Annotated in this window: 17 protein-coding genes; 12 read left to right on the top strand and 5 right to left on the bottom strand. The window is 73.0% G+C overall.

The genetic code is table 11. The features are described from left to right. The first annotated feature begins 14 nt into the window (after positions 1 to 14). From ACFYUS_RS19230 to ACFYUS_RS19205, 6 genes are all read left to right on the top strand, one after another. Positions 15 to 278 (top strand): hypothetical protein, encoded by a 264-nt coding sequence (locus ACFYUS_RS19230; RefSeq protein ID WP_388852963.1) that lies wholly within the window; start codon positions 15 to 17, stop codon positions 276 to 278. Between the two features lie 7 nt (positions 279 to 285). Then, positions 286 to 1,101 carry a TlyA family RNA methyltransferase gene (locus ACFYUS_RS19225; RefSeq protein WP_388852960.1) on the top strand — a complete coding sequence of 272 codons (816 nt, stop codon included), beginning with the start codon at positions 286 to 288 and terminating at the stop codon, positions 1,099 to 1,101. Then, entirely contained in the window at positions 1,098 to 2,021 is a 924-nt protein-coding gene (locus ACFYUS_RS19220; RefSeq protein WP_388852958.1) for an NAD kinase, read from the top strand. The genes ACFYUS_RS19225 and ACFYUS_RS19220 overlap by 4 nt, the downstream gene beginning before the upstream one ends. Before the next feature lie 78 nt (positions 2,022 to 2,099). Then, positions 2,100 to 3,842 carry a DNA repair protein RecN gene (recN, locus tag ACFYUS_RS19215; protein WP_388852955.1) on the top strand — a complete coding sequence of 581 codons (1,743 nt, stop codon included), beginning with the start codon at positions 2,100 to 2,102 and terminating at the stop codon, positions 3,840 to 3,842. Positions 3,843 to 4,060: 218 nt separating this feature from the next. Further along, positions 4,061 to 4,819 carry a hypothetical protein gene (locus ACFYUS_RS19210; protein ID WP_388853022.1) on the top strand — a complete coding sequence of 253 codons (759 nt, stop codon included), beginning with the start codon at positions 4,061 to 4,063 and terminating at the stop codon, positions 4,817 to 4,819. A gap of 146 nt (positions 4,820 to 4,965) precedes the next feature. Continuing rightward, the gene (locus ACFYUS_RS19205; RefSeq protein ID WP_388852953.1) at positions 4,966 to 6,048 is read left to right on the top strand and encodes a glycosyltransferase family 4 protein; all 1,083 of its coding nucleotides are present in this window, start codon (positions 4,966 to 4,968) and stop codon (positions 6,046 to 6,048) included. 30 nt (positions 6,049 to 6,078) lie between these two features. Here ACFYUS_RS19205 and ACFYUS_RS19200 read toward each other — a convergent pair whose 3' ends face one another. After that, positions 6,079 to 7,701 (bottom strand): PucR family transcriptional regulator, encoded by a 1,623-nt coding sequence (locus tag ACFYUS_RS19200; protein ID WP_388852950.1) that lies wholly within the window; start codon positions 7,699 to 7,701, stop codon positions 6,079 to 6,081. Between the two features lie 161 nt (positions 7,702 to 7,862). Between ACFYUS_RS19200 and ACFYUS_RS19195 the strand changes: the two genes are divergently transcribed. Both ACFYUS_RS19195 and ACFYUS_RS19190 read left to right on the top strand, forming a co-directional pair. Beyond that, the gene (locus ACFYUS_RS19195) at positions 7,863 to 9,377 is read left to right on the top strand and encodes an APC family permease (protein WP_388852947.1); all 1,515 of its coding nucleotides are present in this window, start codon (positions 7,863 to 7,865) and stop codon (positions 9,375 to 9,377) included. A gap of 28 nt (positions 9,378 to 9,405) precedes the next feature. Next, complete coding sequence (locus ACFYUS_RS19190; RefSeq protein ID WP_388852944.1) at positions 9,406 to 11,046, top strand: flavin monoamine oxidase family protein; 1,641 nt, start codon at positions 9,406 to 9,408, stop codon at positions 11,044 to 11,046. A gap of 6 nt (positions 11,047 to 11,052) precedes the next feature. Here the strand turns inward: ACFYUS_RS19190 and ACFYUS_RS19185 are convergent, their stop codons facing one another. Together ACFYUS_RS19185 and ACFYUS_RS19180 are read right to left on the bottom strand one after the other, a co-directional pair. Continuing rightward, positions 11,053 to 12,435, bottom strand: a complete 1,383-nt coding sequence (locus ACFYUS_RS19185; protein WP_388852942.1) for an FAD-binding oxidoreductase — start codon at positions 12,433 to 12,435, stop codon at positions 11,053 to 11,055. Between the two features lie 68 nt (positions 12,436 to 12,503). After that, the gene (locus ACFYUS_RS19180) at positions 12,504 to 14,306 is read right to left on the bottom strand and encodes a glycoside hydrolase family 15 protein (RefSeq protein ID WP_388852939.1); all 1,803 of its coding nucleotides are present in this window, start codon (positions 14,304 to 14,306) and stop codon (positions 12,504 to 12,506) included. A 450-nt stretch (positions 14,307 to 14,756) separates the two neighbouring features. On the opposite strand from ACFYUS_RS19180, the gene ACFYUS_RS19175 reads away from it, so the two are divergent. After that, positions 14,757 to 16,406 carry a CTP synthase gene (locus ACFYUS_RS19175; RefSeq protein WP_388853019.1) on the top strand — a complete coding sequence of 550 codons (1,650 nt, stop codon included), beginning with the start codon at positions 14,757 to 14,759 and terminating at the stop codon, positions 16,404 to 16,406. Positions 16,407 to 16,485: 79 nt separating this feature from the next. Next, complete coding sequence (locus ACFYUS_RS19170; protein WP_388852936.1) at positions 16,486 to 17,112, top strand: NUDIX domain-containing protein; 627 nt, start codon at positions 16,486 to 16,488, stop codon at positions 17,110 to 17,112. Positions 17,113 to 17,134: 22 nt separating this feature from the next. Here ACFYUS_RS19170 and ACFYUS_RS19165 read toward each other — a convergent pair whose 3' ends face one another. Both ACFYUS_RS19165 and ACFYUS_RS19160 read right to left on the bottom strand, forming a co-directional pair. Then, entirely contained in the window at positions 17,135 to 18,334 is a 1,200-nt protein-coding gene (locus tag ACFYUS_RS19165) for an FAD-dependent oxidoreductase (RefSeq protein WP_388852933.1), read from the bottom strand. Between the two features lie 17 nt (positions 18,335 to 18,351). Then, complete coding sequence (locus ACFYUS_RS19160) at positions 18,352 to 19,173, bottom strand: alpha/beta fold hydrolase (protein ID WP_388852930.1); 822 nt, start codon at positions 19,171 to 19,173, stop codon at positions 18,352 to 18,354. A 281-nt stretch (positions 19,174 to 19,454) separates the two neighbouring features. Here ACFYUS_RS19160 and ACFYUS_RS19155 point away from each other — a divergent pair, with 281 nt between their 5' ends. Further along, positions 19,455 to 21,440 carry an AAA family ATPase gene (locus ACFYUS_RS19155; protein WP_388852927.1) on the top strand — a complete coding sequence of 662 codons (1,986 nt, stop codon included), beginning with the start codon at positions 19,455 to 19,457 and terminating at the stop codon, positions 21,438 to 21,440. 146 nt (positions 21,441 to 21,586) lie between these two features. After that, on the top strand, positions 21,587 to 22,702 hold the full coding sequence (gene ald / locus ACFYUS_RS19150) for an alanine dehydrogenase (RefSeq protein ID WP_388852924.1): 1,116 nt from the start codon (positions 21,587 to 21,589) through the stop codon (positions 22,700 to 22,702). The last annotated feature ends 224 nt before the right edge of the window (positions 22,703 to 22,926 follow it).

Raw genomic sequence — 22,926 nt, 5'->3', positions numbered from 1 at the left:
GGTAGCGTCGGGGCATGAGCGACGCCACCCCCGAAGCCCCGCAGGAGCAGGCCCCGGCCGAGACGTACGAGCCCGCCGGGCCCGCGCCGCTCGGCGTCGCCGCGGAGCCCACCGGCCATCCCGCCGTCGACGCCGGGCTCGCGCGTCTCGCCGAGCTGGACCACCTCCCGGCGGACGGACACCTGGAGGTGTACGAGGATGTACACCGTGGACTGCGTGCCGAGCTGACCTCGCTCGACACGCACCCCGCCCCCCGTCCGTACGACAACAGGAGCTGAACCGAACGTGGCAGGACCGGCACGCCGCCGTCTCGACGCCGAGCTGGTACGGCGCAAGCTCGCGCGCTCGCGCGAGCACGCCAGCCAGCTGATCGCCGCGGGCCGGGTGACCGTCGGCAAGACCGTCGCCACCAAGCCCGCCACCCAGGTCGAGACCGCCGCGGCCATCGTCGTCGCCCAGGACGACTCCGACCCCGACTACGTCTCGCGCGGCGGCCACAAGCTCGCCGGGGCCTTCGCCGCCTTCGTGCCCGAGGGGCTGGTGGTCGAGGGCCGGCGCGCCCTGGACGCCGGAGCCTCCACCGGCGGCTTCACGGACGTCCTGCTGCGCGCGGGCGCCGCCCATGTCGTCGCCGTCGACGTCGGCTACGGACAGCTCGCCTGGTCGCTGCAGAGCGACGAGCGGGTCACCGTGAAGGACCGCACGAACGTACGCGAGCTGACGCTCGACGCGATCGACGGCGTCCCCGTCGACCTCGTCGTCGGCGACCTGTCCTTCATCCCGCTCGGGCTCGTCCTGCCGGCCCTCGCGGCCTGCACGGCGCCCGGCGCCGACCTCGTCCTCATGGTCAAGCCGCAGTTCGAGGTGGGCAAGGAGCGGCTCGGCACCGGCGGAGTCGTCCGCTCCGCCGAACTCCGCGCGGACGCGGTGAAGAACGTGGCGCGGCAGGCCGGCGAGCTCGGCCTCGGCGTCCTCGGCGTCACCGCCAGCCCCCTGCCCGGCCCCTCCGGCAACGTCGAGTACTTTCTGTGGCTGCGGGCAGGCGCGCCCGCGCTGGATCCGGCTGACGTCGACCGCGCCGTGGCGGAGGGACCTCGTTGAGCTCAACTGCAGCAGCACCATCGGGAACAACACGCACCGTCTTCCTGCTCGCGCACACCGGCCGTCCGGCCGCCGTGCGCAGCGCCGAACTGGTCGTCCTGGGGCTGCTGCGCTGCGGCATCGGCGTCCGCGTCCTGGAGGCCGAGGCCGCGGACCTGCCGCTGCCGCCGTCCGTCGAGAAGGTGCCGGAGGCCTGCTCCGACGCCCTCGACGGCTGTGAGCTGCTCGTCGTCCTCGGCGGCGACGGGACGCTGCTGCGCGGCGCCGAGTTCTCCCGCGCCTCCGGCGTGCCCATGCTCGGCGTCAACCTGGGGCGCGTCGGCTTCCTCGCCGAGGCCGAGCGCGACGACCTCGACAAGGTCGTCGACCGGGTCGTCACCAAGGCGTACGAGGTCGAGGAGCGGATGACCCTCGACGTCACCGTGTACGAGAACGGCGACGTCCTGCACCGCGACTGGGCACTCAACGAGGCCGCCGTGCAGAAGGTCTCGCCGGAACGGATGCTGGAGGTCGTGCTCGCGATCGACGGGCGTCCGGTGACCGGCTTCGGCTGCGACGGGGTGATCTGCGCGACACCCACCGGCTCCACCGCCTACGCCTTCTCGGCGGGCGGGCCCGTCGTCTGGCCCGAGGTCGAGGCGCTGCTCATGGTCCCGATCGGGGCCCACGCCCTCTTCGCCAAGCCGCTCGTCACCACTCCGCAGTCGGTGCTCGCGGTCGAGGTCGAGCCGCACACCCCGCACGGGGTGCTGTGGTGCGACGGGCGGCGGGCGGTGGAGCTTCCGGCGGGCGCGCGCGTCGAGGTGCGGCGGGGCGCCGTGCCGGTCCGGCTCGCCCGGCTGCACCACGCCTCCTTCACCGACCGGCTCGTCGCCAAGTTCGCCCTGCCGGTGTCGGGATGGCGGGGCGCGCCGCACTGACCCCGGCCCGCTCGTAACGACTGGTGCTCCCGAGGGTTACGGCCGGGCCGATGTCGCATCGGACCCGGGAAACCTCGTATGGTCTGGGGCGTGCTGGAGGAGATGCGGATACGGTCGCTCGGGGTCATCGACGACGCGGTGGTCGAGCTGTCGCCCGGCTTCACCGCGGTGACCGGTGAGACCGGTGCGGGCAAGACGATGGTCGTGACCAGCCTGGGGCTGCTGCTCGGCGGACGTGCCGACCCGGCCCTGGTGCGGATCGGCGCGGCCTCGGCCGTCGTCGAGGGGCGGATCAGCGTGCCTGCGGGCGCGCCCGTCGCCGTACGCGCCGAGGAGGCCGGTGCCGAGCTCGACGAGGGCGTGCTCCTCGTCAGCCGTACGGTCTCCGCCGAGGGACGCTCGCGCGCCCACCTCGGCGGGCGCTCCGTCCCCGTCGGGCTGCTCGCCGAACTCTCCGACGAGCTCGTCGCCGTCCACGGCCAGACCGACCAGCAGGGCCTGCTCAAGCCCGCCCGGCAGCGCGGCGCGCTCGACCGGTACGCGGGCGAGGCCGTCTCCGTGCCGCTCGCCGCCTACGGGGAGGCGTACCGGCGGCTGCGCGCCGTCACCACCGAGCTGGACGAGATCACCACGCGCGCGCGTGAGCGGGCCCAGGAGGCCGATCTGCTGCGCTTCGGGCTCGGCGAGATCGAGGCCGTCGAACCGCGCGCGGGCGAGGACGCCGAACTCGCCGCCGAGGCCGAGCGGCTCGGCCACGCCGAGGCCCTCGCCTCCGCCGCCGCGCTCGCGCACGGCGCGCTCGTGGGCAACCCCGAGGACCCCGAGGTCGTCGACGCCACCACCCTCGTCGCGGGCGCGGGCCGGGCCCTGGAGGCCGTACGGTCGCACGACCCGGCGCTCGCCGGGCTCGCCGACCGGATGGGCGAGATCTCCATCCTCCTCTCGGACGTGGCGCAGGAGCTCGCCGGATACGCCGACGACCTCGACGCCGACCCGCTGCGGCTCGCCGCCGTCGAGGAGCGGCGGGCGCTGCTCAACCAGCTGACGAGGAAGTACGGCGAGGACATCGCGGCCGTGCTCGCCTGGGCGGAGGAGAGCGCGGGGCGGCTCGGCGAGCTGGAGGGCGACGACGAGCGCATCGAGGAGCTCACCGCCGAGCGGGACCGGCTGCGCGACGCGCTCTCGGTGCTCGCGCAGCGGCTCACCGATGCCCGTACCGAGGCGGCGGACCGGTTCGCCGCCGCGGTCACCGCCGAACTCGCCTCGCTGGCCATGCCGCACGCGCGCGTGTCCTTCGACATCCGGCAGACCGAGGACGAGGAGGGCGTCGAGGTCGGCGGCCGCCGGGTCGCCTACGGCCCGTCCGGCGCCGACGAGGTCGAGCTGCTGCTCGCCCCGCACCCCGGTGCCCCGCCCCGGCCCATCGCCAAGGGCGCGTCCGGCGGTGAGCTGTCCCGCGTGATGCTCGCCGTGGAGGTCGTCTTCGCCGGGGTCGACCCGGTGCCGACGTACCTCTTCGACGAGGTCGACGCGGGCGTCGGCGGCAAGGCGGCCGTCGAGATCGGCCGCCGGCTCGCCAAGCTCGCGAAGTCCGCGCAGGTCGTCGTCGTCACCCACCTCCCGCAGGTCGCCGCCTTCGCCGACCGGCAGCTCCTCGTCGAGAAGACCAACGACGGCTCCGTCACCCGGTCGGGCGTCACCGTCCTGGAGGGCGAGGAGCGCGTCCGGGAGCTGTCCCGGATGCTCGCCGGCCAGGAGGACTCCGAGACGGCCAGGGCCCACGCGGAGGAACTGCTCGCGACGGCGCGGGCGGACGGGTGAGGCACGGGACGGAACCGGCCGGCACGGGGCGGGCCGGCGCGGGTCCGGGCGGCCTCGGGCGGGTCGGCGTCGGGCCGGGCGGTCTCGGACAGGCCGACGTCGGGTCGGTCGGCGTCGGATCGGTCGGTACGGGGGCGGTCGGTACGGGGCAGGGCGGCGTCGGACAGGCCGGCGCGGGTCCGGGCGGTCTCGGACAGGCCGACGTCGGGTCGGTCGGCATCGGGCCGGGCGGTCTCGGGCAGGCCGGCGCGGGGGCGGGCGGTCTCGGGCGGGGCGGTGTCTTCGCCGTCGCCTTCGGTGCGGCCCGGCTCGCGTACGGGCAGTTGAGGCGGCGGCCGCCGGGGGACCCGTACGGCTGGGAGCGGACCAACCACGCGGGGCGGCCGGTCTCCCTGCTGGCCGGCCCCGCCGTCGCCCTCGGTTCGGCCGCGGCCGTCCTGCCCGTCGCGCCGGCCGCCTCCCTCGCCGTCGCGGCGGCGGCCGTCTGCGGGCGGTACGACGACCTGCGCGGCGATCACCGGCGCGGGTTCCGGGCGCACCTGGGCGCGCTGCGGGGCGGCGAGGTGACCAGCGGGGCCGTGAAGCTGCTCGGGATCGGTGCCGCCTCGCTCGTCACCGGGGCCCTCCTCAAGGAGAAGCCCGTCGACAAGGTCCTCGCCGGCGTCGTCATCGCCGGCACCGCGCACCTGGTGAACCTCGTGGACGTACGGCCGGGGCGCGCGGGCCTCCTCGTGCTCGGGCTCGGCGCGCCGGGGCTCCTGCGGGGGCCGCTCGCCGCCGCGCCGATGGGGGCCGCTGCGGCTCTCCTCGGTGACGACCTCGGCGAGGAGACCATGCTCGGCGACATGGGCGCGCACGCGCTCGGCGCCGCCGTCGGCAGCGCCATCGCCGCCTCCAACGGGCGGCTCGGGCTCGCCGCGCACGCGGCCGGTCTGGTCGCCGCCGCCGTGTGGGGCGAGCGGGCCGCCTCCGCCTGAGCGCCCGCACACCTCGCGCACTCACCCGTGTGGGTGAACCCGTGGTGCGGGTCCCCGTGCCGTACGCCTTCCGCCCAGGGGAACGACGCCATTTCGGTGCCGGAACGTGCGTACGGTCGGGGGCACGGACTGGCATCCTTGGGCGCGTGACACAGCTCCGTACGGTCCAAGTGCTGGGCGGCGGCGGCGCGGGCAGCAGCGCTCACGTCCGATCACTCGCCTCGGGGCTGGTGGCGAGGGGCGTGCGGGTGACCGTGTGCGCCCCGGCCGAACTCGACCGCGCATACGACTACCTGGGCGCCGGCGCGCACTTCGTGCCGCTGCCGCGCCTCGGCGACCCCACGACCGTCACCGTGCTCCGCAACGCCTGCATCGGCGCGGACGTGGTCCACGCGCACGGGCTCCAGGCCTCCGTACGGGCCGCGCTCGCGCTCGCCGGCGGTGGCGGCCGGGCTCCGCTGGTGACCACCTGGCACAGCCGGAACCACGTCGACGGGGCGCGGGGCGGGGTGCTGCGGCTCCTGGAGCGGAGGACCGCGCGGGCCGCGACCGTCGTCCTCGGCACCTCCTCCGAACTCGTCGACCGGGCCCGGCGGCGCGGGGCCCGGGACGCCCGCCTCGCCCCCGTCACCGTGCCCGCCGCGCGCGGTCCCGTCTGCCTCCACGACGGCAAGGCCCGCGCCGAACTCGGCGCCGTCGACCGGCCCCTGGTCATGGCCGTCGGGGCGCTCGAACGCGGTCGGGGGTACCGGACGCTGCTCGACGCGGCGCGGTCGTGGCGGGAGCTCGATCCGCAGCCGTTGCTCGTCATCGCCGGGGAAGGACGCGAACGGGCCTTCCTGCAGCGGCGGATCGTCGAGGAGCGGCTCGCCGTGCGGCTCCTCGGGCGCCGGGACGACGTCGCCGAGCTGCTCGCCGCCGCGGACGTCGCCGTGCTGCCCTCGCGCTGGGAGGCCCGTTCCCTGCTCGCGCAGGAGGCGCTCCGGCTCGGGGTCCCGCTCGTCGCGACGGCCGTCGGCGGCGTACCGGAACTCGTCGGCGACGCGGCGGAGTTGGTGCCCTACGGGGACGCGGAGGCCCTGGCGGGGGCGGTGCGGGGGCTGCTCGACGACGAGGAGCGCCGGATGGACCTGGCGGCGGCGGGGCGGGTGCAGGCGGGGTCCTGGCCCACGGAGGACGAGACGATCGCGCACGTGCTGTCGGTGTACGACGAGCTGTCGGGGCGCTGACCCCGCCGGGGCCCGCGCCCCGACGGTGGGTCACGGCGTGTGGCGGCGGGCTCTCAGGGCCAGGGAGAGGGCCAGGACCGTCTGGGGGTCGTCCAGGTCCGTGCCGAGGAGTTCGGAGATGCGGGCCAGGCGGTTGTAGAGGGTCTGGCGGTTGAGGTGGAGTTCGCGGGCGGTCTCCGCCTTGCGGCCCGCGTGGGCGAGGTACGTCTCCAGAGTGGGCAGGAGCGGCGGGCGGGACGCCTTGTCGTGGTCGCGCAGGGGGCCGATCGCGCGGTCGACGAAGGCCGCGAGGTCCGGGTGGTCGCGCAGGCGCCACAGCAGCAGGTCGATGTCGAGGCGGCGGGCGTCGTACCAGGGGAGGTCCGAGAGGCCCTGGGCGGCCGTCGCCGTCTCGGCCGCGTGCCGCAGGCCCGCCGAGGCGGCCGCCCAGCCGCCCGCGACGCCGACCACGACCACGGGCGGGTGGACGCCCGCGCGTTCGAGGCCGGCCCGCTCCACGCCCGCGCGCAGCGCCGCCGCGACCCGGTCCGCGACCGCCGTGCGTTCGGATTCCGAGCGCAGGCCCAGCAGGAGGGGGACGCGGCCTTCCACCGGGCGGACGCCCAGGAGGGCGGGGACGCCGACGGAGGACAGTTCCTCCAGGACCGCCCGGGCCAGGAGGGCCCAGTTGCCCGAGGGGGACAGCTCGGAGGCCAGGCGCATGACCACGGGGAGCAGTGGGCCGTCCCCGGGCTTGAAGCCGAGGACCCTCGCCTGAGCCGGGGCGTCCTCCGCCGAGATCCGGCCCTCCGCCAGGTCCGTGAGGAAGTCGCCCCGGCCGCGCGCGGCCAGCTCCTCCTCCTGGCGGGCCTGCATGAGGACGACGGCGAGGAGCCCGGCCGCCCGCTCGGCCGCCATGCGGTGGACGGGGGAGAGGGGGCCGGAGACCGCGAGGAGGACGAGGCGGGCCCGTACCGAGCCCGTGCCGGGGCCGCCGCCGGGGACGTCGACGAGGACCGTGCCGGTGGGCGGGCCGGACTCGCGGGCCGCCCGCTGGCCGCGCAGCCCGTCCCACACCTGGAGCGGGTCGGCGGGCGCGGACTCGGTGCCCGCCGCGTAGAGCAGCTGTCCGTCGGCGGTCTCCAGGAAGACCGGGTTGGCGGCGAAGTCGGAGAGGATGCGCAGGACCTGCGGCACCCCGCCGCCGCCGAGCAGCGCCTCCGTGCACTGCCGGTGGACCTCCTCGGCCTGCCGCTGGAGGGCGTAGTGGCCGTTGACGATCTCGGTGTGGATCTCCTCCGTGACGGCGACGAAGGGGACCTCGCGGTGGAGCTGGACGAGCGGCAGGCCCGCCGCCCGCGCGGTCTCCACTATCGTCGCCGGGAGGCGGGCGAAGCGCGGGCCCAGCTCGACGACGAGGGCGGCGATGCCCCGGTCGGCGAGCCGGCGGACGAAGGCGCGTTGTTCGGCGGGGCGGGTGCCCAGGCCGAGGCCCGTCGTGAGGAGTAGTTCGCCGCCCTTGAGCAGCGAGGCGATGTTCGGCACCTCGCCCGCGTGCACCCAGCGCACCGTGCGGTGCAGCCGGTCCGCGCCGGCCACGACCTCCGGGAGCCCGCCGCGCAGCCCGGGGAGTTCCAGCGCCCGCTGCACGGTGATCCCGCCCTGATTGTCCATGGGGCCGGACGCTACCCGCGTCCGTGTTCCGGCGACATCACCTGACGGTTACGGGACCGGACAGTTCGTACACCAGGGCGACAACTCGTCGTCCCCTGGCGGGAATTGTGCGACCGGATGTCGATTGTGGCCTACGTCACCCGCGAGGATCCTCTCGGCCCATGGCAGAGAACCCCACCCCAGAGGTCCACCGGCTCAAGGCGAACTCGGTCGGACTCGTCGGCGTCGTCTTCATGGCCGTCGCCACCGCCGCCCCGATCACGGCGATGACCGGAAACCTCCCCATCGCCGTCGGCTTCGGCAACGGCACCGGCGCCCCCGCCGGATATCTCTTCGCGACGCTCGTCCTGACCGTCTTCTCGGTCGGCTACGTCGCCATGGCCAAGCGGATCACCGCCGCCGGCGCCTTCTACGGCTACATCTCGCACGGCCTGGGCCGGATCGCCGGCATGGCCTCCGGCATGCTCGCCGTCCTCGCGTACATCGTCTTCGAGGCCTCGATCGTCGGCGTCTTCTCCTACTTCGCCAAGACGACGGTCGCCGACCAGCTCGGCGTCGACCTGCCATGGATCCTGTACGCGGCGGTCATGCTGGCCGTCACCGCCGTCCTGTCGTACTTCGACATCAACCTGACCGCCAAGGCGCTGGGCGTGATGCTGGTCGCGGAGATCGCCGTCCTCTTCGCGGTCGCCACCGCCGTCCTGATCGCCGGCGGCGGTCCCGACGGCATCCCGGTCGAGCCGATCAACCCCAAGAACGCCTTCACCGGCACCTCCGCCGGGCTCGGCCTCTTCTTCGCCTTCTGGTCCTGGGTCGGTTTCGAGTCGACCGCGATGTACGGCGAGGAGTCCCGCAATCCCAAGCGGGTCATCCCGCGCGCCACCCTGATCTCCGTCGTCGGCGTCGGCCTCTTCTACATCTACGTGTCGTGGATGACGATCGCCGGGAACGGGCTCGCCGGGTCCGTGAAGCTGTCCGCGTCCGCGAGCCCCCTCGACCTGTTCTTCGCGCCCACCCAGACCTTCATCGGCGCCTGGGCCGTCGACGCCTTCCAGTGGCTGCTGCTCACCGGCTCCTTCGCCTGCGGCATGGCCTTCCACCAGTGCGCCGCGCGCTATCTGTACGCCATCGGCCGGGAGGGCTTCCTCCACCCGGCGCTCGGCCGGACGCACGTCAAGCACGGCTCGCCCTACATCGCCTCCTTCGTGCAGAGCGTGATCGCCGTGGCCCTCGTCGCCGCCTTCTGGCTCACCGGTGAGGACCCGTACATCCACCTCTACACGCTGCTCGCGATCCTCGGCACGATGGCGATCCTCATCGTCCAGACCCTCTGCTCCTTCGCGGTCATCGGCTACTTCCGCAAGAACCACCCCGAGGACCGGCACTGGTTCAAGACCCTCACGGCCCCGCTCCTCGGCGGCGTCGGCATGATCGCCGTCGTCGTCCTGCTGGTCATGAACATGGAGACAGCGGCGGGTCTCGCCGCCGACTCCCTCTTCTTCAAGGCGATCCCCTGGATCGTCGGCGTCGTCTTCTTCGGCGGCCTCGGCCTCGGCTTCTACCTCAAGGCCAAGCGGCCCGAGCGCTACGAGATCATCGGCCGGATCGTCCTGGAGGACGCCACCGAGCGCACCGACGAAGACACCCCCGTCCCCGCCTCCGTACCCCAGAGCTGAATCCGTCCTCACCCTCCAGGAGCGCCCCATGGCACGCACCAACCCGATGCACCTCCTGAAGAACCTCGCCGCCGAGCACGCCGCCGCCCGCCGGCTGAACATCCCCGTCGACGAACTGCGCGGCCTGAGGGCCGACGCCCTCGGACGACGGTCCCTCCTCAAGTACGCCACCGCCGCAGGCATCGCCGTCGGCGTCGGCGCCGGCCAGGCCCTCCCCGCCGCGGCCGCCACGCCGACCCCGCCGGTGAAGAGCACCGCCCGGATCGCCGTCGTCGGCGCCGGGATCGGCGGCCTCACCGCCGCCCTCACCCTCCAGGACGCCGGACTGAGCCCGGTGCTCTACGAGGCCAACCCGTCCAGGGTCGGCGGCCGCATGTACTCCCAGCGGGACCACTGGGCGTACGGCCAGACCTCCGAGATCGGCGGCGAGCTGATCGACACCAGCCACAAGAAGATCCTGGAACTCTGCCGCCGCTTCGGCCTCGCCACCGAGGACTTCCTCGGCGGCGGACCCAACGGAGCCGAGGAAGTCCTCTGGTTCAACGGCGCCTACTACCCGCGCGCCCAGGCCGACGAGGACTTCAACGCCGTCTACCAGGCCCTCCACCGCGACCTGCTCGACGCGGGCGAGGTGAAGTGGAACCAGACCACCCCCACCGGCACCGTCCTCGACGACATGTCGCTGTACGACTGGATCGAGAGCCGCGTCCCCGGCGGGCACTCCTCGCCGCTCGGGAAGTTCCTCGACGTCGCCTACAACGTCGAGTACGGCGCCGACACCACCGACCAGTCCTCGCTCGCCCTCGTCCTGCTCATGGGCTACCAGACCAATCCCGGCAACTTCAACGTCTGGGGCCTGTCCAACGAGCGCTACCACATCGTCGGCGGCAACGACCGGCTCCCCAACGCCGTCGCCGGAGCGCTCGCCCCCGGCACCCTCAAGATGGGCTGGTCGCTCAACGCCGTGCGGGCCAACGCCGACGGCACCCAGACGCTCACCTTCACCGAGGCGGGCGCCACCCGGACCGTCACCGCCGACCGCACGATCCTGTGCGTCCCGCTGCCGATCCTCCAGCAACTCGACACCAGCCAGGCCGGTTTCGACCCGCTCATGCGGAACCTGCTGCGGGACGCCCGCATGGGCTACTGCACCAAGCTCAACATGCAGTTCGGCACCCGGCCCTGGCGCGGCACCGGCGCCTGGCCCGGGGTCTCCTCCGGTGACTGCTTCACCGACACCGAGGTCCAGCAGACCTGGGACACCACCAAGGTCCAGGGCGGCACCGGCGGCATCCTCATCCAGTACGGCGGCGGCAGCCTCGCCCGGAACCTCAACCCGGCCGGGCCGTTCTCCACCGAGTCCGACCCGTACGTACGGAACCTGGTCACCCGCTACCTGGCCGGCGTCGACGCCTTCTTCCCCGGCACCTCCCGGGCGTACACCGGCCGCGCCCAGCTCTCCGCCTGGCACAAGAACCCGTACTCCCTCGGCGCGTACTCCTACTGGCCCGTCGGCTACCTCCACCGGTACGCCGGATACGAGGGCGTCGCCCAGGGCAACGTCCACATCGGCGGCGAGCACTGTTCGTACGACTTCCAGGGCTTCATGGAAGGCGGCGCGACCGAGGGCGAGCGCGCCGCCCAGGAGGTGATCAACGCACTGCGATGAGCCGGCTCAGACGGCCGGGACGATGTTCTGGTTGAACCGGAACACGTTGTCGGGGTCGTACTGGCCCTTCACGGTGGCGAGCCGGCGGTAGTTCCTCTCCCCGAAGGAGGAGACGATCCGCTGCTCGCCCTCGTCGCCGACGAAGTTCAGATACGTCGAGTCGAGCGCCCACGGCCGCACACCGGCCCGCACGTCGCGCACCCACTGCCTCGCCCGCTCGTCGAGAGCCGGGTCCTCCCAGGTCGCGAACGGGTGCACCGCCCAGGGCGCGGTGCGCCAGGGCTGCGGGTACTGGGAGGGCCCTGCGGCCACGGCCCCGCCCATCAGGAACAGCACGTGCTGGGTGGCCGTCTCCGCCGGGATCCCCGCACCGAGGCCGCAGAAGACGTCCACGGCCTCGTCGGGGAACTCCCGCAGGTACTCGGCCGACCAGTAGTTCCGCAGCCCCGGCGGGTCGTCCAGCATCGACTGCAGATCCGTGTACGGGATGTCCGTGACGACCTCCACCACGGGCTTCAGCGCCAGCAGCGGTGCCGCGAAATCGCGGACCTCATCGGCCGGCCCGGTGTACGTGAACAGTGCCCCGCAGACCAGCTTCCCGACCAGGTCCTCGGGGATGAACGGCGCCGGGGGCGCGGGCACGTAGATGCAGCCGCCGCCCATCTCGTCGGGCGCGCCGAGGCCCAGATCGCGGAAGGTGCGCACCACCTCGGGCGCCTTGTCCGGCAGGAAGAACAGCATCGCCATGCTCATCCGCGGCAGCGGGTGCACCCGCATCGTCAGCGAGGTCGCCACCCCGAAGTTCCCGCCGCCGCCGTGCAGCGCCCAGAACAGCTCCGTGTTCTCCTCCGCGTCCGTGTGGACGTGTTTGCCCTCGGCCGTGATCAGGTCCGCGGCGAGCAGATTGTCGCTGGCGAGGCCGAACTTCCGCTCCAGCCAGCCCGAACCGCCGCCCAGGACGAAGCCCCCGACGCCGGTGGTGGACGCCCGCCCGCCGGTGGTCGCCACGTGGAACGGCTGGCAGGCGTGGTCCAGGTGGGCCATGGTCGCCCCGCCCTCGATCCGGACCGTCATGTCCTCCGGATCCACGACGACGCCGTGCATCCGGCGGAGGTCCACGATCAGCGCGCCGTCGACCATGGAGGTCCCGGCGACGCTGTGCCCGCCGCCGCGGACCGCGATCGGCAGGCCGGCCTCGCGGCCGAACAGGATCGCGTTGGACACGTCGGACTGGGTGGCGCACTGGGCGATCACCGACGGACGCCGGTCGATCATCCCGTTGTGCAGGGCCCGGGCCTCGTCGTAGGCGGGATCGCCCGGCGTGATCACCTCACCGGCCAGGTCCTCGACCAGTCCTGCGAGGGCGCTCTCGGAGATGTGGGGAGCCATGGGAGCCCCCCTTTCGTACGGGGGGACAGGACCTTCTCATCGTAGGTCCGGCCCCCCGGGGACGCCCCTCAGCCTCCGTACGCCCCGCTCGCGGTCAGCCGCAGCGCCGTGTCGATCAGCGGGACGTGGCTGAAGGCCTGCGGGAAGTTCCCCACCTGCCGCTGGAGCTTCGGGTCCCACTCCTCGGCGAGCAGCCCGAGGTCGTTGCGGAGCGCGAGGAGCTTCTCGAAGAGCGTGCGGGCCTCGTCGACCCGGCCGATCATCGCCAGGTCGTCCGCCAGCCAGAAGGAGCAGGCGAGGAACGCGCCCTCGTCGCCCTCCAGGCCGTCGACACCGGCCTCCTCGCCGGCCGTCGGGTAGCGCAGCACGAAACCGTCCTCCGTGGACAGCTCGCGCTGGATCGCCTCGATCGTGCCGATGACCCGCTTGTCGTCCGGCGGCAGGAAGCCCATCTGCGGGATCAGCAGCAGCGAGGCGTCCAGCTCCCGGGAGCCGTACGACTGCGTGAAGGTGTTCCGCTCCTTGTCGTAGCCCTTCTCGCAGACGTCCCGGTGGATCTCGTCGCGCAGCTCGCGCCAGCGCTCCAGCGGGCCGTCGGCGTCCCCGGACTCGATCAGCTTGATCGTGCGGTCGACGGCCACCCACGCCATCACCTTGGAGTGCACGAAGTGGCGGCGCGGGCCGCGGACCTCCCAGATGCCCTCGTCGGGCTGGTCCCAGTGCGTCTCCAGGTAGTTGATCAGCTTGATCTGGAGCAGGGAGGCGTAGTCGTTGCGGGACAGGCCCGTCATGTGGCCGAGGTGGAGGGCCTCCGTGACCTCGCCGTACACGTCCAGCTGGAGCTGGCCCGCCGCGCCGTTGCCGACCCGGACCGGGCCGGAGTTCTCGTATCCGGGCAGCCAGTCCAGCTCCTGCTCGCCGAGCTCCCGCTCGCCGGCGATGCCGTACATGATCTGCAGGTTCTCCGGGTCGCCCGCGACCGCGCGGAGCAGCCACTCGCGCCAGGCGCGGGCCTCCTCGCGGTAGCCGGTGCGCAGCAGCGAGGAGAGGGTGATCGCCGCGTCGCGCAGCCAGGTGTAGCGGTAGTCCCAGTTCCGTACGCCGCCGATCTCCTCCGGCAGCGAGGTCGTCGGCGCGGCGACGATCCCGCCGGTCGGCGCGTACGTCAGCGCCTTCAGGGTGATCAGCGAGCGGATCACGGCCTCCCGGTAGGGGCCGTGGTAGGTGCAGTGCTCGACCCACTCGCGCCAGAAGTCGGCGGTCGCCTCCAGGGAGCCCTCCGGGTCCGGCAGGGCGGGCGGCTCCTTGTGGGAGGGCTGCCAGGAGAGCGTGAAGGTGATCCGCTCGCCGGGCGTGACCGTGAAATCGGAGTACGTCGTCAGGTCCTTGCCGTGGGTCTCCGCGTCGGTGTCCAGCCACACCGAGTCGGGTCCGGCGACCGCGACCGTGCGCTCCCCGACCTTGTGCACCCAGGGCACGATCCGGCCGTAGCTGAACCGCATCCGCAGCGAGGAACGCATCCGCACCCGGCCCGAGACGCCCTCGACGATCCGGATCAACTGCGGCGCGCCGTCGCGCGGCGGCATGAAGTCGGTCACCCGGACCGTGCCGCGCGGGGTGTCCCACTCGGACTCCAGGATGAGCGAGTCGCCCCGGTAGCGGCGCCGGTCGGCGGGGGCCGGCTCCGCGTCCGCCGGACCCGCCGGGCCCACCCGCCAGAAGCCGTGCTCCTCGGTGCCGAGCAGCCCGGCGAAGATCGCGTGCGAGTCGAAGCGGGGGAGACACAGCCAGTCGACGCTGCCGTCCCGGCAGACCAGGGCAGCGGTCTGCATGTCTCCGATGAGTGCGTAATCCTCGATGCGCCCGGCCACGTGCTTCACTCCAGTCGAACGGCCACGTCCGCCCCTGAGGGGCGCTTGCTACTGATGTGCGTGATGTCTGTGCGGTCTCGACCCTGCCAGTGTGCGGGACGGGCCGGCCTGCTCGACGGGCGGTGCCGGCCTTGTGGGCGGGCGACGTCCGAGCAGAATACGTACCACCCCGGCGCCCTCGGCGATCACACGGGCGACGCGTCTGCGCCACACGGGTGAGCTGCGGCTTCCTCCTCGGCCGTGGGCCCTGTCGCCCTACGTGAACACCCGACTGCCGCGCGTGGCCGGAAGCGGTCTCCCGATGTCGCTGATACCCTGGTACCCCGTGGACCGGTGGGAAACGGCGACAGCCGAGGACCCCACAACCGCAGCGACGGCACCCCCCGATTCTTCCGGAGGGGAAGCCGGTACGCACCTCCAGAACGCGACCACGGGAGCCCCCTCTTGGCGATGCCGCCCAACACCACGACGACCAAGCACATCTTCGTCACCGGGGGTGTCGCCTCCTCGCTCGGCAAGGGCCTCACCGCCTCCAGCCTGGGTGCGCTCCTCAAGGCCCGGGGCCTGCGGGTCACGATGCAGAAGCTCGACCCGTACCTGAACGTCGACCCGGGCACGATGAACCCCTTCCAGCACGGCGAGGTGTTCGTCACCAACGACGGCGCCGAGACCGACCTGGACATCGGCCACTACGAGCGCTTCCTCGACGTCGACCTCGACGGCTCCGCCAACGTCACCACCGGCCAGGTCTACTCGCAGGTCATCGCCAAGGAGCGGCGCGGCGAGTACCTCGGCGACACCGTGCAGGTCATCCCGCACATCACCAACGAGATCAAGGGCCGCATCCGCCGCATGGCGACCGACGACGTCGACGTCGTCATCACCGAGGTCGGCGGCACGGTCGGCGACATCGAGTCGCTGCCCTTCCTGGAGACCGTCCGCCAGGTCCGCCACGAGGTCGGCCGCGACAACGTCTTCGTCGTGCACATCTCGCTGCTGCCCTACATCGGCCCCTCCGGCGAGCTGAAGACCAAGCCGACCCAGCACTCGGTCGCCGCCCTGCGCAACATCGGCATCCAGCCCGACGCGATCGTGCTGCGCGCCGACCGCGAGGTCCCGACCGCCATCAAGCGCAAGATCTCGCTGATGTGCGACGTCGACGAGGCCGCGGTCGTCGCCGCCATCGACGCCCCGTCGATCTACGACATCCCGAAGGTGCTGCACACCGAGGGCCTGGACGCCTACGTCGTCCGCAAGCTCGACCTGCCCTTCCGTGACGTCGACTGGACCGTCTGGGAGGACCTCCTGGACCGCGTCCACAACCCGGAGCACGAGGTCACGATCGCCCTCGTCGGCAAGTACATCGACCTGCCCGACGCCTACCTGTCGGTCACCGAGGCCATGCGCGCCGGCGGCTTCGCCAACCGCGCCCGGGTCAAGGTCAAGTGGGTCACCTCCGACGACTGCAAGACCCCGGCCGGCGCCGCCAAGCAGCTCGGCGACGTCGACGGCATCCTCATCCCCGGCGGCTTCGGCGACCGCGGTGTCTCCGGCAAGGTCGGCGCGATCCAGTACGCCCGCGAGAACAAGGTGCCGCTGCTCGGCATCTGCCTCGGCCTGCAGTGCATCGTGATCGAGGCCGCCCGGAACCTGGCCGACATCCCCGAGGCCAACTCCACCGAGTTCGACCCGGCCACCGCGCACCCCGTCGTCTCCACGATGGAGGAGCAGCTCGCGTACGTCGAGGGCGCCGGCGACCTGGGCGGAACGATGCGCCTGGGCCTCTACCCGGCGAAGCTCGCCGAGGGCTCGGTCGTCCGCGAGGCCTACGGCGACGAGCCGTACGTCGAGGAGCGCCACCGCCACCGCTACGAGGTGAACAACTCCTACCGCGCGGAGCTGGAGAAGAAGGCCGGCCTGGTCTTCTCCGGCACCTCCCCGGACAACAAGCTCGTCGAGTTCGTCGAGTACCCGAAGGAGAGCCACCCCTACCTGGTCGCCACCCAGGCGCACCCGGAGCTCAAGTCCCGCCCGACCCGCCCGCACCCGCTCTTCGCGGGTCTGGTGAAGGCGGCCGTGGAGCGCAAGACCGGCAAGTAGGACGGCGCGTTAACGTAGCCGGGGTACGGGTCCCTCTCCGGGACCGGTACCCCGGCTTCCGTACGTGAGAGGACTGCTGATGAAGGTGCAGGACACCCCGGAGGAGTGGCAGGTCGTCGCCACCACCACTCCCTTCAAGGGCAACAAGACGAGTGTCCGCACGGACGACGTGGTCATGCCCGACGGCTCGGTCCACCGCCGTGACTACCAGGTCCACCCCGGCTCCGTGGCCGTCCTCGCCCTCGACGAGGAGGACCGCGTCGTCGTCCTCCGGCAGTACCGGCACCCCGTACGGCAGAAGCTCTGGGAGATCCCCGCCGGACTCCTCGACGTGCCCGGCGAGAACCCGCTGCACGCCGCCCAGCGCGAGCTGTACGAGGAGGCGCACGTCAAGGCGGAGGACTGGCGGGTCCTCGCCGACGTCTACACGACGCCGGGCGGCTGCGACGAGGCCGTACGGATCTTCCTGGCGCGGGACCTCGCCGAGGCGGAGGGCGAGCGCTTCGAGGTCTCCGAGGAGGAGGCCGACATGGAGCTCGCCCGGGTGCCGCTCCCCGAACTGGTCCGGGGAGTCCTCGCGGGCGAGCTGCACAACACCTGCCTGGTGGTGGGGGTGCTGTCGCTGCTGGCGGCGCGCTCGGGCGACGGCCTGGACGCGCTGCGCCCGGCGGACGCCCCCTGGCCGGCCCGGCCGTTCGAGGCGTGACCGGGGCCGGACCCGTGCGGGTTCAGATCCGGTAGTCCTCGACCGTCACGGAGTCGTACAGACGCGCGCTCCTCGTGGTGAGGCGGAGCAGGGCCCGGCTGGGGGCCGCCGGCAGGGCGGAGATCAGCCGGGCTCCCTGGGCCAGTCCCCACACGCCCGGGCGGGACGTGGGGACCAGGGTCCTCGCCGCGCTCAGCGCGGCCGCGCGGCTGCCGCGCACATGCTCCGCCATCGCCCGCTCGTAGGCGGGGAAGGCACGCTCGTGGTCGCCGCCCGCCCGTGCCAGCTCTCCGGCGAGGACGTACGCGCCGACGACGGCCAGGCTGGTGCTGCCGCCGACGGCCGGGCCGGGGCAGTAGCCCGCGTCGCCGACGAGCGTCACCCTTCCCCGCGACCAGGTGTCCATGTGGAGCTGGGTGATCGAGTCGAAGTAGAACGACGGGGTGCGGTCGAGCTCGTCCAGCCAGCCGTCCACCCGCTCGTGCATGCCGGCGAACGCACCGCGCAGCAGCTCCTTCTGCCGGGGCACGTCGTGGTGGTGGCAGTCGAGTTCGCGCGCGCTCCGGAACAGGAACAGCGCCCGCGCGTCGTCCAGGTGCCGCGCGCCGTACATGCCGGCGGTGCGGCCGACGCCGACGTGCAGGAGGAGTTCGCCGTCGAGGCCGGGCAGGTTCGGCAGGGTCAGCACCCCGAGGTAGGCTCCGATGAAGGCCTCGCGGCGGGACTCCTCGTCGAAGACGAGGCGGCGCACGGTGGAGTGCAGCCCGTCCGCGCCGACGACGAGGTCGAAGCGGCGGGGCGCGGCGTTCTCGAACCGCACCTCGCCGTCGGGGGAGATCGCGGTGATCGAGTCGCCGAAGACGTACTCGACGTCGTCGCGCGCGGCGTCGTAGTAGATCGCGCAGAGGTCGCCGCGCATGATCTCGGCGTGCCGGCCGGAGGCGCCGCCGAAGATCTTGGAGAGGTCCGCCCGGACGGGACGCCGTGAGCCCTCCCGGTGGACGGTCATCCGGCTCGTGCCGGTGGCCCGCTCCTCGATGAGGGGGAGCACGCCCATCTTCTCCGAGATGTCCATCGCGGGCCGGAACAGGTCGACCGCGTGGCCACCGGTCCGGCGCAGCGCGGGCGCGCGCTCGACCACGGTGACGGAGAAACCGTGCCGGGTGAGCCAGTAGGCCAGCGCCGGGCCGGCGACGCCGGCGCCGGAGACGAGGATGCGCATGGCACTCCTTCCTTTCCTCAGCCCGCCTGCGGGGCGTGGATCGCCGTGAAGGCGAGCAGGGGGGCGGCGGTCCGGGGCGGGTCCTCCAGCAGGGGCGAGTGCCCGAGGCCCGGCAGCAGTTCGACCTTCGCGCCCGGAACGGCGGTGTACTCGGAGGCGGAGGAGGACCGCCATCTGCGGTCGTCCTCGCCGAAGAGCACCAGGAGCGGCTTGCCCAGGACCGACAGCCGTTCCGGCAGCGCCCGCTCCTCCAGGTAGGCGCGGGTGGCCCGCATGGTCGCGGTGAGCGAGTGGTACGTCATCTCGCGTGCCTCGTCCAGGATCTCGTCCGGGATCCGGTACCCCGCGCGGCTGAAGGCCGTGCTCGCGAACAGCCGGAGCTGCTCGTCGGCCGGCGGCCACTGCGAGGGGGCGATCGCGGTGGACTCCGTCGCGATGAAGGCGCTCGGGCGGGGGCCGGTGTTGAGGAGCGCGAGTGCGGTCACCAGGTCGGGCCGCTCCTCGGCGAGGGCGGTGGCGACCGCCCCGCCGCTGGAGTGGCCGACGACCACGGCGCGTTCGACGCCGAGCCGGTCCAGCACGAGGCCGGCCCGGCGTGCCTGGTCGGGGACGGCGTAGCTGCGGTCCTCCGGTTTGGCCGAGCGGCCGTGCCCGAGCAGGTCGATCCGGATGACGCGGTGGGCTCCGCTCAGCAGGGGCACCATCGCGTTCCACGAGCGGGTGGAGGACGCGGATCCGTGGACGAGCAGGAGCGCGGGGGCGTCACGGGGGCCGTCCTGGCACACGTGGAGGTCGCCGTCGTCCAGAGGCAGGGTGGAGTTCTCGGTGGTCGTGGTCATGCGCCCACTGTCCCCGCGGGTAGGCGCCGGTGGATTGGACGAATGTTCCCCTCGACCGGCTCGTAGCATGGCGGCGGGGAGATCTTCGCGCGCGGAGCGACCCTGCGGAACGGATCGCCCACACCGGGAGGACGGCCGGTGTGACGATCTGTTGATCCGATAGGGGGATCCGTCCGCCGCGCTCCGCCGGGTCCGCCTCCCGCCCTGAACTACGCTCGGAATCGCCCGTGCGGAGCCCCCGCGGGATCGGCTCGTGCGCAGGTGGACGGGAGAGTGGCCCCGTGACGGATCAGGCGGTGACGGCGGTCGGCAGCCGGCAGTTCTTCGGCCGGCAGCGGGAGTTGAAGGCCCTGCGCGCCGACATCGAGCGGACCGGCCTCGACACCCTCACCGGCCGCAAGGCGCCCCGCGCCCGGGTCCTGCTCATCGCCGGCAAGCCGGGCTCCGGGCGGACGGCCCTCGCCGAGGAGCTCGCCGCAGGGCTCGCCGACCGCTACCCCGACGGGGTCTTCCGCGCCCGGCTCACCGAACCCGGCGGCGATCCCGTCCCCACCGCGCGCGTCGCCCAGGAACTCCTCGCCGCGCTCGGGGTCGCCGAACCCCCCGGGGCCGGGGAGGACGAGCTGACCGAGCTCGTCAGGGGCGCCCTCGCCGACCGCAGGGCCGTGCTGCTCCTCGACGACGCCGTCGACGCCGAGCAGGCCGACCCGCTGATCCCCGACAACCCCGACGCCCTCGTGGTGGGGGTCGCCCGCGGGCCGCTCACCGGGATCCCCGACGTACGGCCCTGCACCCTCGGCGGGCTCGACCCCAAGTCGGCCATCGAGCTGCTCACGGCCTTCACCGGCTCCGTCCGCATCACCGTCGACCCGCAGGCCGCCGAGACCCTGGTCGAGGAGTGCGGGGGACTGCCCGCCGCGGTCGTCCTCGCCGGCGGCTGGCTCTCCACGCAGCCCAAGGCCTCCGTCGCCGATCTCGCCAAGCGGCTGCGCGGGCTCAGCGGCGATCCCCTCACCCGGGCCTTCCTGCTCGCCCACGACGCGCTGCCCGCCACCGCCGCCCGGATACTGCGATTCCTCGCCCTGGCCCCGCTGGGCCGGGCCGACGCCCACACCGCCTCCGCCCTGGCCGGCTGCTCGGTCTCGGCGGCCGCGACCACCCTCGCCGACTTCGCCGCCCTGGGGCTCGTCTCGGGCGGCGAGGACGGACAGTACGAGGTGCGCGCGCACCTCGTCCCCCTCCTTCGCGCCCAGCTGGAGGAGCGCGACCGGCCCGCCGAGGTGCAGCTCGCCCGGGCCCGGATGCTGGAGCGGACCGTACGGCTCCTCCAGTCCTGCCGTGCGGTCACCGAACCCGAGGGCTCGCCCGCCCGCCGCAAGCTGGCCGGGCTGCCGCGCGCCCTGCGCTTCCCGAACACGGCCGCGGCGGCCGCCTGGCTGGACTCCCGGCAGGCCTTCCTCCTCGCCTCCGCCCGGCTCGCCGTCGCCGACGGGGAGCTCGACACCCTCGCGCGCCGCCTCGTCGCCTCGCTCGTCAGGGCGCTCGCCGCGCACCGGGGCGCGGAGGCCGCCGCCCCCGAGCTGTACGGCCTCCACCGGCTGGTCCTGGACGTGGCCGAGCGGCACGGGCTGCACCGCGAGCGGGCCGCCGCCCTGCTGAACCTCGCCGATCTCGATGCCAGGACCGGCAGGACACAAGACGCCCTGCTGCGATATCGGTCGGCTTTGGAGGCCGGACGCGCAGCAAATGACCCGTACGCGACCGGTCGCGCAATGGAATCCGTAGGTGGCTCCTATCAGGAGCTGGGAGACTGGCAGCGGGCCGGCGACTGGTACGGGCGGGCGCTCGCGCAGCGCCTCGCCCGGGACGAGCGCGCCGACCAGGCCCGGCTGTACGCCCGCCTCGGCGCCGTACAGACCTATGCGGGGCGGTACGGGGAGGCCCTGCGGAGCTGGCGCGCCGCCGCCGCCGGTTACCGGAGGCTCTCCGATCTCCCGGGCCACGCACGGGCGTTGAGCGAGGCCGCCCGGGTCCAGGAGTACGCCGGGCGGCCCGAGGAATCCCTGCGGACCTGCGAGGAAGCGGTGGAGTGGGCCCGCCGGGCCCGGGACACCCGGCTCCAGGCCGCGCTCCAGCTCCGGCTGGCGGACACCCTCGACCGGCTCGGCGACCCCGCGGCCGCCGGTCTGCACCGGTCCGCGGCCGAGAGACTCCTGGAAACGGAACCGTCGGCCTACGAAATCCGCAGTGGCTCCGTCGAAGATTAGTACTTTGAAAGGCTAGACAGGGGGAACTCCTTCATTAGACTGGGTGAGCCGCGTTCGAACGTGGTCTGCCCCGGTGCGCTGCAGTGCATACGGGTATGTATCGCAGTGCCCCAGTTATCCCCCCGATTCAAGGACCGTGATCGACGATGAAGGTCGGCATCCCCCGCGAGGTCAAGAACAACGAGTTCCGCGTGGCCATCACCCCCGCCGGTGTCCACGAGCTCGTCCGCAACGGCCACCAGGTCTTCGTCGAGCAGAACGCCGGTGTCGGCTCCTCGATCACGGACGAGGAGTACGTCGCCGCCGGCGCCGAGATCCTCGCCACCGCCGACGAGGTCTGGGCCACCGCCGACCTGCTGCTCAAGGTCAAGGAGCCCATCGCCGAGGAGTACCACCGCCTCCGCAAGGACCAGACGCTCTTCACCTACCTGCACCTCGCCGCCTCCCGCGAGTGCACGGACGCCCTCCTGGAGTCCGGCACCACCGCCATCGCCTACGAGACGGTCGAGACCGCGAACCGCGCGCTCCCGCTGCTCGCCCCGATGTCCGAGGTCGCGGGCCGCCTGGCCCCGCAGGTCGGCGCCTACCACCTGATGCGCTCGGCCGGCGGCCGCGGCGTCCTCCCCGGCGGCGTCCCCGGCACCCACGCCGGCGAGTGCGTCGTCATCGGCGGCGGCGTCTCCGGCTGGAACGCCGTGCAGATCGCCATCGGCCTGGGCTTCCACGTGACCCTGCTCGACCGCGACATCAACAAGCTCCGCGAGGCCGACAAGATCTTCGGCACGAAGGTCAAGACGATCGTCTCCAACGCCTTCGAGCTGGAGAAGGCCGTCATCGAGGCCGACCTCGTCGTCGGTGCCGTCCTCATCCCGGGCGCCAAGGCCCCGAAGCTGGTCACCAACGAGCTCGTCGCCAAGATGAAGCCCGGAAGTGTCCTTGTCGACATTGCGATCGACCAGGGCGGCTGCTTCGAGGACTCGCACCCGACCACCCACGCCGAGCCGACCTTCCAGGTCCACAACTCGATCTTCTACTGCGTGGCGAACATGCCGGGCGCCGTCCCGAACACCTCCACCTACGCCCTCACCAACGCCACGCTGCCCTACATCGTGTCGCTGGCGAACAACGGCTGGGTCGAGGCGCTGCGCCGCGACGCCGCCCTCGCCCTGGGCCTCAACACCCATGACGGCAAGGTGGTTTACAAGGAGGTCGCCGAGGCGCACGGCCTCGAGCACGTCGAGCTGGCCAGCCTCCTGGCCTGACCTCCGCAGGCCCCTTGACGGAGGCCCCGTCAACGCGTGCCGTCAATATCACGCACCCGGCCGGACCTTGTTCGACAAGGTCCGGCCGGCCGTGTCTCAGGCCCCGCCGAAACGTTCGGGCAACTCGCCTCGAACATAACCTTTTAACCGTTTCGCACACCCCTGAAACGTGTGGATGCATGCCTGCGCACCCTTGACAGAGACGTGTTCGGTTGCCGACACAT

This window comes from Streptomyces sp. NPDC004284 (assembly GCF_042874035.1).
Classification (GTDB): Bacteria; Actinomycetota; Actinomycetes; order Streptomycetales; family Streptomycetaceae; genus Streptomyces.
The sequence above is the reverse complement of the archived record's forward strand: the minus strand, read 5'-3'. Positions and strand labels throughout refer to the sequence as shown.

Bases quoted from the DNA above. Each gene is read 5' to 3' on its own strand.
- ACFYUS_RS19230 (WP_388852963.1), top strand. From the start codon at position 15: ATGAGCGACGCCACCCCCGAAGCCCCGCAGGAGCAGGCCCCGGCCGAG.
- recN (WP_388852955.1), top strand. From the start codon at position 2,100: ATGGTCTGGGGCGTGCTGGAGGAGATGCGGATACGGTCGCTCGGGGTC.
- ACFYUS_RS19200 (WP_388852950.1), bottom strand. From the start codon at position 7,701: ATGGACAATCAGGGCGGGATCACCGTGCAGCGGGCGCTGGAACTCCCC.
- ACFYUS_RS19195 (WP_388852947.1), top strand. From the start codon at position 7,863: ATGGCAGAGAACCCCACCCCAGAGGTCCACCGGCTCAAGGCGAACTCG.
- ACFYUS_RS19190 (WP_388852944.1), top strand. From the start codon at position 9,406: ATGGCACGCACCAACCCGATGCACCTCCTGAAGAACCTCGCCGCCGAG.
- ACFYUS_RS19185 (WP_388852942.1), bottom strand. From the start codon at position 12,435: ATGGCTCCCCACATCTCCGAGAGCGCCCTCGCAGGACTGGTCGAGGAC.
- ACFYUS_RS19175 (WP_388853019.1), top strand. From the start codon at position 14,757: ATGCCGCCCAACACCACGACGACCAAGCACATCTTCGTCACCGGGGGT.
- ACFYUS_RS19170 (WP_388852936.1), top strand. From the start codon at position 16,486: ATGAAGGTGCAGGACACCCCGGAGGAGTGGCAGGTCGTCGCCACCACC.
- ACFYUS_RS19165 (WP_388852933.1), bottom strand. From the start codon at position 18,334: ATGCGCATCCTCGTCTCCGGCGCCGGCGTCGCCGGCCCGGCGCTGGCC.
- ACFYUS_RS19160 (WP_388852930.1), bottom strand. From the start codon at position 19,173: ATGACCACGACCACCGAGAACTCCACCCTGCCTCTGGACGACGGCGAC.
- ald (WP_388852924.1), top strand. From the start codon at position 21,587: ATGAAGGTCGGCATCCCCCGCGAGGTCAAGAACAACGAGTTCCGCGTG.